This is a genomic window from Flavilitoribacter nigricans DSM 23189 = NBRC 102662 (genome assembly GCF_002646595.1).
GTDB lineage: Bacteria > Bacteroidota > Bacteroidia > Chitinophagales > Saprospiraceae > Flavilitoribacter > Flavilitoribacter nigricans.
Genome location: NZ_PDUD01000033.1, coordinates 54,857 through 67,980 on the forward strand (window position 1 = coordinate 54,857; position 13,124 = coordinate 67,980).

Below are 13,124 nucleotides of genomic sequence, written 5' to 3' on the forward strand. Positions count from 1 at the left end.
ATAGGTTGCACTCCTTCATTTTTGAATGGTTGCCCCCATCCATATTTCCTGTAAAAAACTAAATGGGAGTATGCGCCTCAGCTTTTCGATCTTTCTGTTCCTCTGTATGGTTTGTTCATCCTGTTCGGAAAAAAAGCACGCTGACGAAGATTCGGCGACTTTCGTTTCCAGCGCTACCGATGCAGTGGAAACGCCGGAAGAGGCTCCGAAGGCGCGAGCTATTGCCGTAAGTACGAAAACCTTCCAGGCGGAGCGGGCCCAGCAACCCCGCGAAATTCCCCTGCAAAATAATCCCCGCAATGTGCGGGCCCGCGTTAACCGGTATCCGGTACGCAGTAAAACCGAATCACAGAAGACCGAAGCCCTCGTTACCCTTACCCCCGGAAAAAATGGAATGCCGGAGGCTAAATCCAAAACTGCGGGTGTGCACATAGAGCCGGTCCGGCTTACCGAACCCGTCACGGCCCTTCCCCCGCGGATGAAAGACGCGGCCATTTATGACATTCAGTATCTGGATGTGGATCAGGGGTTGATCTCTTCCTATATCCGGACCATCATGTCGGATCGCTTCGGCAATCTGTGGTTCGGCACTTCCTACGGCGTCAGTCGGTACGATGGCAATACCTTTATTCATTTCACCAGCAAATCCGGTCTGACCGATGATTCGGTCATTTCGATCCTGGAAGATAGTAGCGGTGATCTCTGGTTCGGTACCCACAAGGGCGTGACGCGTTACGATGGCAATTACTTTTACCACTATACCGCAGAGCAGGGGTTTGGCGACGTTACCGTACGTGATATTCTGGAAGACGGGCAGGGCAATCTGTGGTTCGGGACCACTGAGGGCGTAATTCGCTACGACCGGAACAGTGACCCGGCTACCTTTACCCGATACACGACCGAACATGGCCTGATCGACAATCACATCCTCTGTATGCTGGAAGATGACCGCGGCTATATCTGGTTCGGTACCTTCGAAGGACTGACGCGCTATGACGGTAACGGGTTTACCAATTATACGACCACTGCCGGGTTGAAAAGCAACAAGATCCTGTCCATGTACAAAGACAGCCACGGTGATCTGTGGTTCGGTATGGACGCCGGGGTAAGCCGTTACGACGGTACTAGTTTTACCCATTACTACAACAGCAGCGGGTTATTTGACGAAGAAGTTGTCGCTATTCTGGAAGACCAGCGCGGCAACCTCTGGTTTGGTACCAGCAAAGGCCTGAGCCAGTATGTATCCAGGTACGACGAAGGGACCATGACCCACTATACCACCGAAGAAGGACTGAGTAATGACCGGGTCCGCTGTTTGTGGGAGGACCGGGAAGGCAATCTCTGGTTCGGTACCGGTGGGGGCGGTATCAACCGACTCAAGGGAGCCGGATTTGCGCATTTTACCACCGAAGAAGGATTGACCGACAACGGCGTGGTATTCATTCACGAAGATCGCAAAGGCTCCCTGTGGCTGGGTACCGATAAAGGGCTTAGCCGCTACCTTGACAATAAGTTCGTCCATTATACTACCCGGGAAGGGCTGATCAGTAATGATGTGCACTGTGCGCTGGAAGATCGAGCGGGCGACATGTGGTTTGGGACGAAGCGCGGGCTTTCCCGCTTCAACGGTAGCAGTTTTAGCAATTATAACCTCCAACAGGGGCTGCCGGACACGAATATCATTTCCCTGCTGCAGGATAGCAAGGGAATGATCTGGATGGGCACCGGCTCGGGCATGTGTCGCTTTGCTCCGGACACTCCCGGCCAGAACAATTTACGGCTGACCGTCGAGGACGGACTGGCGGCCAATAAGGTCGACAAAATGATCGAGGACCGGTCCGGAAAGATCTGGATGGCAACGGAGGAAGGGCTGAATGTTTATGATCCGGCGCAGGGCGGGCAATTGCGACGCTTCACCAAAGCGGACGGATTGCTCAGTGAACACATCGTATCCCTCCTGGAAGATAGCGACGGACAGGTCTGGATCGGTACGGCCGGCGGTCTTAATCTCTATCGCCCGCAGGCGGAGGGGAAGCAGTTCGCGGATTATACTACCCAGGATGGGTTGAGTAACAATTACATCTGGTCTATTCTGGAAGACCGGGAGAAGAATATCTGGGTCAGTACGGAAAAAGGTATTACCCTGTTGAAACCGAACGGTAGAAACCAGACCGGCATTAATAAAGGTGGTCCGCCGACCTTTGACTTTTTCATCTTCGATAAAGGGGACGGTCTCAAGCGGCTGGATTTTCACGCCAACAGTGTGTGTCTGGATCTGCAGAACCGCCTCTGGTGGGGATCGGAAGGGGCAACCATGCTGGATCTGACCCAGTTCAAACTGGCGACCCGGCCGCCGCAAAATCTGATGATCACCCACATCGAGGTCAATCAGCAGTTTGTAGATTTTCGGCGACTGAACGACGACCGGGGCAGCAGTAAGCTCAAGTTCGAAAAGGCACTGGCCACTTCTTTCGATTCGGTGGTAGCCTATTACAACTACCCCGCGTACATGGACCTGCCGCACGATCTTAATCACCTGACTTTTCACTTCTCGGCTATCGACTGGGGGCGTCCGCACCGGATCGAATACCAGTATTACATGGAAGGCCTGGAAGAAACCTGGAGCAATACCGGGATGGAGCCGAGAGTGAACTACCGAAATTTGTCCAGTGGGCACTATGTGTTCAAGGTCCGGGCCCGAGGTGATGCACAGGAATGGAGTGAAGCTTTTGAATATCCTTTTCACATCCGCCCGGTATGGTATGCCAGTGGGTGGGCATTCGCCATTTACATACTATTGGTCCTGGGTGCCTTGTACTCCGTGTTTTATTTCTGGAAAAGACGCTGGCTACTGCGGAACGAACTGCTGCGGGAGCAGGCCGAATCGAGCCGCATGAAAAAGCGGGAGATCTTTCGCAGTCAGTTATATACCAATCTGACCCACGAGTTCCGTACGCCGCTGAACGTCATCCTGGGCATGTCCGAGCAGATCGAAAGCGATCCCGACCGGCATTTGCGGGAAGGCCTGCCGCTTATTCAGCGGAACGGCGAACAATTGCTGCGGCTCATCAATCAACTGCTGGACCTGGCCAAACTGGAAGATCGTTCTTTCCAATTGCACCTCCAGCGGGGAGATATAGTCTCCTACCTGCACTACTATACGGATTCCTTCAGAGCCTACGCCCGCAGCAAAGGCGTGACCCTGCACTTCGAAACGGAGGTGAAAAAGGTGATCATGGATTATGACCCCGAACAGGTTGGGCATATTCTCACCAATCTCATCTCCAATGCGGTAAAGTTTACTTCCTCCGGTGGTCACGTTACCGTACGGGTTGATCGCAGCAATGCCGATCTGAACATCGAGGTAGCGGATACGGGGATCGGGATCGATAAAGCGGATCTTTCCCAGATCTTTGAACGCTTCTATCAGGTGGATTCTTCCAGCACCCGGAGCGGAGAAGGGACGGGCATCGGGCTGGCGCATACCCGCGAGCTGGTCCATCTGATGGAAGGCAAGATCGATGTGAATAGTGCCCCGGGCCAGGGGACCACTTTCCGGATCCATTTGCCGATCCGGATCTCCGAAAATACCGAACTGATCGTACCGGCGCAGGAATCTGCGGCCGAGATCGAGGAAAAGGCCCGGATCATTGCTCCCAGTTTTCCGGTGATCGAAGAGATCAGTGAGATCCGGCATCCCGCCGAACCGGACCGGAAAGCCCTGCCGCGGGTATTGATCGTGGAGGACAATCACGACTCCATGACCTATCTGGTAAGCTGTCTGGCTGACCGCTACGAGATCGACCTGGCCAACAACGGGCAGATGGGGATCGAGAAAGCGCTGCAGCACATCCCGGACCTGATCATCAGCGATGTGATGATGCCGGACAAAAACGGCTATGATCTCTGCCGCTTCCTGAAAAACGACGAGCGCACCAGTCACATACCGGTCATCCTGCTGACGGCAAAAGCAGACCGGGAATCCAAGATCAAAGGACTGGAATACGGCGCCGATGCCTATCTCTACAAACCTTTCCACAAAAGGGAACTGCTGGTACGACTGGAGGCGATGATGGACAAGCAGCGAAAACTCCTGGATCATTTTGCCCAGAAGTTTAAAAACGGTCTGGTGGAGGCACCGGGGGAGCGCGAATCCCAGGAAAAGGTTATGACCAAAGAGGAAATTTTCGTAGAGCGTATCCGGGAGATCGTGGAGCTGAATTATGCCGACGAGAATTTCTCCATGATGGATATTTGTGAGGAGATCAGCATGAGCCGCTCCCAGCTTTATCGCAAAATGAAGGCCATTACCAATATATCTCCGTCCGATTTTCTGCGAACCTACCGCCTGGAAAAGGCCAGGATCCTACTAAAAACGACCGATCTAAATGTCACCCAGGTTGCATATGCTACCGGATACAAGGATCTTTCCCACTTTTCCAAGTCTTTTCAGGAGGTATTTGGGTATCCCCCCAGCGATATCGTTAAATAGCTGGTTTTTAACGGGTTGATGTAGGGGTTTGGGTAGGGCGCCCGGTAGGTTGCAGGCGCGATGCAACCATTTCACAATTTTTTGCACCGAATTGACAAGGATAATTCTGTGAAATGGATCGATCTTTACGGGGTACAATAAACAACGTATATAGCTACAGCCTAAATCCACTTCGAAATTACTGCAAACTCCGGTAAGACTTCACGTCTACAAATCTTTTCCCTAGAGTTAAAAAAGGAATAAAAGGGCGCTCCCTTTGACCTAAAACCCTATTTAAATACCTGAACACCGGTATTGTTTCAATTGCAAATTGGAAAAGCTCAACCTGAGATCCATATTGATCGTACCCCAAAAAACGTAGAGCTTTCCACATTGGTGCGAACTGCCTTCCGTCACTCCCCAGGCATCCGTACGGATGCCGGCGGTAAAGGCACAAGCCACCAGGTAGCGTATATAGAGAATGGAGGTGAAATTTCAAAAGATCAACGTGGAGCCACTACGTTTGGAGATTTTAGCTCGCATTCTCTATGACCTACTTGCTTTTGAAGATCCTTTTTTCCAGAGAAGTATTTCGGAAGTGAAACTAGATCCGGGCAATGCCAACCCGCTAACGTTGGCACTGCACTCAAAAGCTGAAGTAACTTGTGTTATCAGGCTTTTGCTAGACCTCAGTTAGCTTTACTAAACCTCAGTTTTAAATTTTAAAAGGCCGGAAAGTGAGCACTTTCCGGCCTGTTTTTTTGCCTTACCGGTCTTAGTCAAACAGTTTTTTCTGTCCGTTGTCTTCGATGTCGAAATCAACACTATCTCCGGCCTGCAGCTTATCTTTCCCCGTACCGCTTTTCTCGGCCTGGGGCTTTTCCTTTTTAATCTCTTTCACGGTGGTGACCTTATAGTCGCTCAGTTTGTTACCCAGCGCTTTCCAGCCTTTGGTATCCATGAATTCGGCAACATTCAGGCTTTCTTCCACTTTGCCTTCCTTGGTGCGGTAGGCATAGATCAGTTCGTCCACTTCTTCGGTGGAGACATAGAGCAGTTTGGTGCTGCGGTGATCCGTGAGGAAGGCAAATCGCTGATCCAGGGTACTGGTCTCGATCTGGAACCGCTTAACCATGGTCCAGCTTTTACCACCTTCGTAGTAAACGACATTGACGATAGCTTCCGGATCAAATTTTGTGATGTGCATGACCTCTTTGGCATCAAACTTCTTGTTCAGGTCCAGCTCCATCAGTTCGTATTCCCCGCTTTTGTAAATGGCGAGGATATGGTCTCCGGTATCAAAACCGCCGAGGTAAATGCCTCTTTCGTCCGTATTCAGCCGGCCGCTCACTTCATCCATCCAGATCTTGATAGCGCCCAGGGTGGATTTACCCACCTCTTTCAGGGTGATGTTCAGTACCGGATGGCGGGTCAGTATATTTCCGTTAGCACTACGACCTTTGATGCCCAACTCGCCAAAGTCGAAATCAAAGATCTTCTTCTTGGCCTTGGACCCCTGCCGTAGTTTTACGGTAATGATCTCTGCTTCACCATTCGGGTTGGCACTGAAGTAGAGCACTTTGGATCCCTTCGTACCTTTAGTGAGATCGTAAGGACGGTCGCGGGTGATGGCCTTTACATTGAACCTTTTGGCCATGGACCGGCCACTTTTTCCGTCAAGATAGACCATATTATAAGTCGTCCGTTCGTCACCTTTTTTCCAGACGTCCACGTGCATGATATCCTTGCCGATAAAGGTTTTGTCGGCGATCCGGGTGACCATGAACTTACCGTCTTTCAGGAAAACGATGATGTCATCGATATCCGAGCATTCGGTTACAAACTCATCTTTTTTCAGGCTGGTACCGATAAACCCTTCCTTGCGATCAACGTACAGTTTGGCATTGTTAACCACAACCGCTACGCGCTGGATCGTATCGAAAGTAGTGATCTCCGTCTTCCGCTCTTTACCCTTACCGAATTTATCGAGCAGGCGTTCGAAATACGCAATAGCGTAATCGGTCAGGTGAGCGAGGTGGTGTTCCACCTCCTTAAGTTCTTCTTCCAGTTTGGCGATCAGTTCATCGGCCTTGAAGGAATTGAACTTGGAGATGCGCTTGATCTTGATCTCCGTCAGGCGTACGATATCGTCTTCGGTAACGTCGCGCAGCAGGTGGAGTCGTTTGTCACTGGGTTTCGGCTTTTCGCTGGGGCCGACCACGTATTTTTTCAGTTCCCTGTCGATGGTCTCGATAACCGCTTCCCAGGTTTCACACTCTTCGATCTCCCGGTAGATGCGATTCTCGATGAATATTTTTTCCAGACTCGCAAAATGGAGTTTTTCCTCCAGCGCTGCTTTCTGGATCTCGAGTTCCTGCCGCAGCAGATTTTTGGTGTTGAAGGTGGAATGCCGCAGGATCTCTTCTACCGTCAAGAAGTGCGGTTTGTCATCAATGATCACGCAGGCATTCGGCGAAATGGATACCTCGCATTTGGTGAAGGCGTAAAGCGCATCGATCGCAACGTCCGGTGAAACGTCGGGAGCCAGCTCCACGAGTATTTCAACATCGGCGGCCGTATTGTCGATCACCTTTTTGATCTTGATCTTTTTCTTGTCGTTGGCCTTGATGATACTGTCGATCAGGGAAGTAGTCGTTTCCGCGTAAGGCAGTTCGCGGATAGCCAGCGTACTCTTGTCTACCTTGTCGATCCGGGCCCGCACTTTCACGCGGCCGCCCCGTTTGCCGCCATTATAATCGCTGACATCGACAAAGCCACCCGTATCGAAATCCGGGTAGATCTTCACCTTTTTGTCTTCCAGGATCTTGATGGAGGCTTTGATCAGTTCAATAAAGTTGTGGGGAAGTATCTTGGTAGAAAGACCGACGGCAATACCGTCTGCGCCCTGGGCCAGCAGCATGGGGAATTTCATGGGCAGCGCCACGGGTTCCCGTTTCCGGCCGTCGTAGGAAAGCTGCCATTCGGTGGTCAGGCTATTGAAGGCCACTTCCAGCGCAAACTTGGTCAGACGGGCTTCGATGTACCGGGAGGCCGCCGCGCTGTCGCCGGTGCGGTTATCACCCCAGTTCCCCTGGGGGTCGATCATCAGGTCCTTCTGACCCAGATTGACCAGGGCATCGCCGATGGCGGCATCCCCGTGCGGGTGGTACTGCATCGTCTGTCCGATGATATTGGCTACTTTGTGGTAGCGCCCGTCGTCCATCTCCTTCATCGCGTGCAGTATGCGCCGTTGTACCGGCTTCAGACCGTCGTCGATACCGGGCACCGCCCGTTCGAGAATTACGTAGGAGGCATAATCCAGAAAGTAGTCCTTATACATCCCCTTGAGGGTGATGATCTGATCCTGTCCGTCGCCGTTTGGTGGAATGGAGGTTAAGTTATCACTCATACTCGTGCTTCCTTGCTGTCAGTTTTGTGCTAAAAGGGGTGTGAAATTACGGAATAATGCCGTCCCGCGAATGTAAATCTAATTTTAAACATCGTCCCGGTCAATCCGGAAATGACGAAGAAAACCGTAAAATTCCTATCCGGCAAAGGTAAGGATTTTACAACTATTAACAAAAAATTTGGTTTTTGTAATTTTAAAACATTATAAAATTGTTTTTTACCCTCTAAATTTAGGCCGGAAGGCAGCAAATCCGGGGCACGGGACGTTGTCGTATTGGTGTCAAAGTCAGTCGAAAAGCTGTCGTCCCTGGTGGTTTATTCCGGTAAACCATTTAACTTAGTAGCCAACTCAGAACCATGGATATTGCTTTGCAGTATAATTTCGAAGAAAAGGACCTGATAAAGGCCTGTATCCGCAGGGAACGGTGGGCACAAAAAATGCTGTACGAAGAGTTCTACAGCCAGATGATGGGCGTATGCCTGCGCTACTCCAATCATCAGGAAGATGCCCTCGATATTCTGCACGAAGGGTTTATCAAGGTTTTTAAAAACGTTGGTAAGTATCAACCGGGGACCTCATTGTCCGCCTGGATCAGGCGGATCATGGTCAATACAGCTATTGATTATTATCGCAAGACGATACGCAGACGGACCGAAGACATTGAAGAGGCCTACGATCTGAGCTACGACGAAGCTGATGCCATCAGCCAGTGTTCGGAGCAGGAGATCCTGGCGGCCATTCAGGAATTGTCACCTGCCTACCGGGCAGTATTTAACCTTTATGTCATCGAGGGATATTCCCACCGGGAGATCGCTCAGACATTGGATATCACGGAGAGTACATCGAGATCGAACCTGGTAAAAGCCAGAATGAAGTTAAGAGAGATGTTAGGTCCTAGAAATTACGGATATGAAGGATAAGCCAAACAAGTTGGACGACGTCATCCGGGAGAAGATGACCAACTTGGGTTCGTCTTACCGGCCCGAGAACTGGGACCGGCTGAGCGAACGTTTGGATGCAGAGGAGGCCGGGGCCGATCCTTTAGACGATATTGTACGCGGTAAACTGACCAATCTGGCCGCTCCCTACCGGCCCGAGACCTGGGACTGGATGAACGACCGCCTTGATGCCCAGGAGGCTACACCCGATCCGCTGGATGAGGCTGTACGCAGTAAAATGGCCAATCTGGCCGCTCCCTACCGTCCGGAAACCTGGGACTGGATGAACGACCGCCTGGATGAGATTGACGAAGGATCTCCCGCCGGAGCGGAAATGCAGACCATGGACGAGGCAATCTACGACCGGATGCATCGCCTGGAAAAACCCTACGATCCGAACCACTGGCCCATGCTGCTCAAAAAGCTGGAGGCCAATGCCTACGTCGGGGAACGCATCGTGCGCTACAAAGCCATGGAGCTTTCTCTTTTGGTATTGCTGTTGCTCACCTTCATTCGCCTGCCTTTCCCCACTGAAAATAATATACCACAAACAAAACAACCTTTCCATCAGGCCCGGCCGCAGGCCAAAGAAGGCCGTGAAAGTGCCGCTGATCGTACCATAGCGAAAGCCGATACCGATGCTTCCGCCTCGGATGTTGCTGATCGTGCGGCTACCGAAAACGCTGCCGGTACGGCGGTTGCCGGGGCCGAAGCGGCCACGGCGGATAACGCCCGTTCCGAACTGGCCGCTCTTGATCCGGAGCAGTCTCCGACTATCGGCCCGGAGTTCGCTGAGAGCCGGACCCCCGATGGCGATAAACTGGAAGGGGCTGTTTACAAAGAAGTAGCCGATCTGTCCAGACTGCCTTCCGAGACCCGCGAGCTGCCCGTTCCCAATCAAAAGATAACGGCGGATATTTTCCCGAATTCCGATGAGCCCAAGCTGGATCACAACGTGATGGGGATGAACCCGTCGAATGTACTCGGGGTGCTGGCTTATCTGCCTACCGGAATGGCCCATCCGCTCTGCCTGACCTGCAAAGGAAAACTGGATAAGGAAGCCAAAATGGCCAAGCAGTCTACCTTCATTCGCATCGGTATGCAGGGAGGGCCGGACTACAATCGCGTCATTACACCCTCCACTCTCGCCCGAGGAAAATACTACCAGGACGATCGCTACTCACTGGGCTACAGCGGTGGCCTGACCATCGGTCTGGAAAAAGGTCGGGTAGAACTCGAAACGGGCCTGATGTACTCTAACAAGCGATACTACTCCCTGCCGATCCTGGTACTGGACGGTAGCGTGGAAGATGGCTTCTTTGGCGACGGTACCAAGCAGTTTGACCTCGACGTCTTCCAGGTGCCGCTGAATTTCCGGTACAATTTCTTACGGAAAAACCGCTGGCGCATCTACGCCATGGCCGGTATGTCGCTGCACGTAACGACCCAGTCCAATTACTACCTGGCCGAACCGGATGGTTTTACCACGGGAGAATTCCGGCCTACACCAAGCCGGCCGGGTGAAGATAATTCCGGGCGCAATGCTCCTTCCATCAAATCGCAATTCGATAACTTCACGCAGGGATGGCTGGAAGGCGGAAGCCTTCGGGAAAACAGTTACCTGAGTGGGAACGTCGGTTTCGGCATCGAGCGATTCCTGACGGATTACTGGAGTATTTACGCACAGCCTACTTACAATCATTCCCTGATCTATTTCAACAAAGGGCTTGGTCCGTATTACGATCGTATCCATACCAACTCCCTCATCTTTGGATTTAAGGTAAGACTGAAGTAAACCGCAACCGCGATGGCCAGTCTGCAAATTCGTCCGGCAACAACTGCTGATCTGGAGGCTGTCTGGCACCTGTGGAAGACCATCATGGACCAGAAGGTCTATTTCCCCTACGACGATACTTATACCCGGGAGCAGATCGAAGAAAGCTGGATCAACCTGTCCAATGCCATCTTCGTAGCCGAAACGGAAACGGAAATTGTGGGAGCCTATATTCTCAAACCCAACCAGCCCGGTTACGGAAAGCACATTGCGAATGCAGCCTATATGGTGGATACACGGGCTAGGGGGCAAGGCATCGGTGATCAGTTGTGCGCCCATTCGGTAGCCGCCGCCCGTACGCTGGGATACCGGGGGATGCAATTCAATCTCGTTGTCAGTACCAATAAGGCCGCTATCCGCACCTGGCAGGCCAATGGTTTTTCGATCATCGGAACGGTTCCGGGCGGATTTTACCAGGAGGGCCTGGGATACGTGGATGCCCATATCTTTTTTATGGACCTTACCCGCTAGCGTGGAGTAGTAGGCCGCCCGCCAGCTTCCCTGAATGATCCTTTATCCGTTCAAGGCTGTTTTCTGGAGGCCGTTGCCTACCGTACTTAGATAAAATGTTTATTTCCGGATTTACTTTTCTATTTTCCTCTTTTCACCCGACAAAATGGAAAGTATGGAAAAAAAGATACTCGCCCCGGCAGTAGCCGGGTTGATGTTACTGCTCTTCACCTTACCTTCTTTATCCGCGCAGGAATTTCAATTGAACGCGTCCGCGGTGGATAGCCTAACCGAATTCGTGGCCGCTACCGGCGCCAATAAAATGCTGCTCTACCAGGATGGCAAACTGGTGAAAAGCTGGGCGGACGAATCCTGCCGGGAACCGATGAATACGGCCTCCATGGTTAAATCCTGGACCGGTCTGGTGATCGGCATCCTGGTGAACCAGGGAAAGATCAAAAGCGTCCGGGATCCGGTTTGCGATTACCTGCCCGAATGGCGGGCGGGCTGTGACAGTAACGTAACGGTGGAACAGCTACTGACCATGTCGGCGGGCATCGATCGGCGGCCGGCGGCCAGTTCGGTACTCGCCCAAAAGGATATGCGGGCCTTTGTGCTGGACTTGCCTCTGGATCGAACTCCGGGAACGCGCTTCAGCTATTCCAACGAAAGTGTGCAGCTATTGGGTGCATTGATCGAAAAGGCCGCCGGGCAAGCTGCGGGTACCGTATTCCGGGAGTTACTTTTTGAACCCCTTGGGATGTCGGATACCCATCTGGTAAAAGATGAGGCGGGTAACGATATCACCTACGGAGGCGCGATGACAACGGCTGAAGATGCCGCCCGGATCGGCCAGTTGATGCTGAACGGCGGCCGGTATCAGGGACGACAGCTGGTGCCCGCAACCTGGGTAAACCAAAGCACGACTCCTTCCGCAAAGGCGGCTTATTACGGCTATTTGTGGTGGATAGATACCGCCCAGGATAATTACGCGGCCATGGGCGATTTCGGTCAGATGACCATCGTATTTCCCAAAGAACGTCTGTTGCTGATCCGGCAACAATCCTGCCGCAACAATGATCCCAGTCAGAATATGAACTGGATGGGGCCGGATTTTCTGAAAATGATCCGCAATACGGTCCGGACGGAAACTACGGACCCTGGTGATATGCCCGATCCCGGGAAATTGTTGCTGGGGTACGACGATCTGCCCCGCTCGCAAGTAATGGTGGTGGGCACGCATCACTTTCGGCAGGAAGATCATTACGATGAACTCGATGCGGAAAATCAGCAGCAGCTGGAAAAACTGGCGGATGCGCTGGCGGCATTCCGGCCGACGAAAGTGGTGTTGGAATGGGAACCCCGACTTACCGAAAGAGCGAATCAGCGCTACTCCGATTTTCTAAACGGAGCGCTGTCCATCGATAGCCTGACCAATGAAACCTACCAGCTCGGATTTCGGCTGGCGCGGAAGATGGGGCACGAACGCCTCTATCTTTTTGACGATCAGACCGAATTCATCGGCTCTCTGGAGGGTTTTACCTTTGATAAATTCGGGGAATACGCCAAGGCCAATGATGACGGCTTTTACAATGTGCACGAATCCGTACTGATCGAGCGCTTCGGTAAAAACCAGGAAGCACTGGATGGCCTGTCTCTTTACGACCGGCTCCTGGTGATGAATTCACCGGAGGCAGGAACGATCAACGCCCAGCGCATGCACATGTACGAGATCCGGGTGGGTATTCAAAAGAACTGGATGGGGCCCGACTGGCTCGGACGCTGGTACCGGCGGAATGTCCGGATGGTGGCCAATGTGCTGCAATTCAGTGAGCCCCCGGAGGACCGTATTCTGATCATTGTCGGGGATAATCACAAATGGGTACTGGACCAGTTATTTGCGTTTTCGCCGGATTTTGAACTGGTATCGAGCTACGATTATCTGCAGCGGGGACGTTAGACGGTAGAGGAGAAGGAGCAAGTATAATCATGACCTGCAAGGGCATTCCGTATTCGAATTGG

Annotated in this window: 6 protein-coding genes; 5 read left to right on the forward strand and 1 reads right to left on the reverse strand. The window is 52.1% G+C overall.

What is annotated here, in order from left to right; genetic code table 11:
* Positions 1–70 precede the first annotated feature (70 nt).
* Positions 71–4,492 carry a hybrid sensor histidine kinase/response regulator transcription factor gene (locus tag CRP01_RS27850; protein WP_170110566.1) on the forward strand — a complete coding sequence of 1,474 codons (4,422 nt, stop codon included), beginning with the start codon at positions 71–73 and terminating at the stop codon, positions 4,490–4,492.
* A 754-nt stretch (positions 4,493–5,246) separates the two neighbouring features.
* Here the strand turns inward: CRP01_RS27850 and CRP01_RS27860 are convergent.
* Positions 5,247–7,880 (reverse strand): DNA gyrase/topoisomerase IV subunit A, encoded by a 2,634-nt coding sequence (locus CRP01_RS27860; protein ID WP_099153344.1) that lies wholly within the window; start codon positions 7,878–7,880, stop codon positions 5,247–5,249.
* A gap of 356 nt (positions 7,881–8,236) precedes the next feature.
* On the opposite strand from CRP01_RS27860, the gene CRP01_RS27865 reads away from it, so the two are divergent.
* The 4 genes from CRP01_RS27865 to CRP01_RS27880 all read left to right on the forward strand — a co-directional run bounded on the left by CRP01_RS27865 (position 8,237) and on the right by CRP01_RS27880 (position 13,062).
* The gene (locus CRP01_RS27865) at positions 8,237–8,800 is read left to right on the forward strand and encodes an RNA polymerase sigma factor (protein WP_099153345.1); all 564 of its coding nucleotides are present in this window, start codon (positions 8,237–8,239) and stop codon (positions 8,798–8,800) included.
* Positions 8,790–10,613: an outer membrane beta-barrel protein gene (locus tag CRP01_RS27870; RefSeq protein ID WP_099153346.1), complete on the forward strand. Its 1,824-nt coding sequence runs from the start codon at positions 8,790–8,792 to the stop codon at positions 10,611–10,613. Before CRP01_RS27865 ends, CRP01_RS27870 begins: the two co-directional genes overlap by 11 nt.
* 12 nt (positions 10,614–10,625) lie before the next feature.
* Positions 10,626–11,123, forward strand: a complete 498-nt coding sequence (locus tag CRP01_RS27875) for a GNAT family N-acetyltransferase (RefSeq protein ID WP_099153347.1) — start codon at positions 10,626–10,628, stop codon at positions 11,121–11,123.
* Positions 11,124–11,277: 154 nt separating this feature from the next.
* Positions 11,278–13,062, forward strand: coding sequence for a serine hydrolase (locus tag CRP01_RS27880; protein WP_170110567.1), 1,785 nt, complete (start codon positions 11,278–11,280; stop codon positions 13,060–13,062).
* The last annotated feature ends 62 nt before the right edge of the window (positions 13,063–13,124 follow it).

Coding starts and splice junctions, on each gene's coding strand:
- CRP01_RS27850 (WP_170110566.1), top strand. CDS start 71: ATGCGCCTCAGCTTTTCGATCTTTCTGTTCCTCTGTATGGTTTGTTCA.
- CRP01_RS27860 (WP_099153344.1), bottom strand. CDS start 7,880: ATGAGTGATAACTTAACCTCCATTCCACCAAACGGCGACGGACAGGAT.
- CRP01_RS27865 (WP_099153345.1), top strand. CDS start 8,237: ATGGATATTGCTTTGCAGTATAATTTCGAAGAAAAGGACCTGATAAAG.
- CRP01_RS27870 (WP_099153346.1), top strand. CDS start 8,790: ATGAAGGATAAGCCAAACAAGTTGGACGACGTCATCCGGGAGAAGATG.
- CRP01_RS27875 (WP_099153347.1), top strand. CDS start 10,626: ATGGCCAGTCTGCAAATTCGTCCGGCAACAACTGCTGATCTGGAGGCT.
- CRP01_RS27880 (WP_170110567.1), top strand. CDS start 11,278: ATGGAAAAAAAGATACTCGCCCCGGCAGTAGCCGGGTTGATGTTACTG.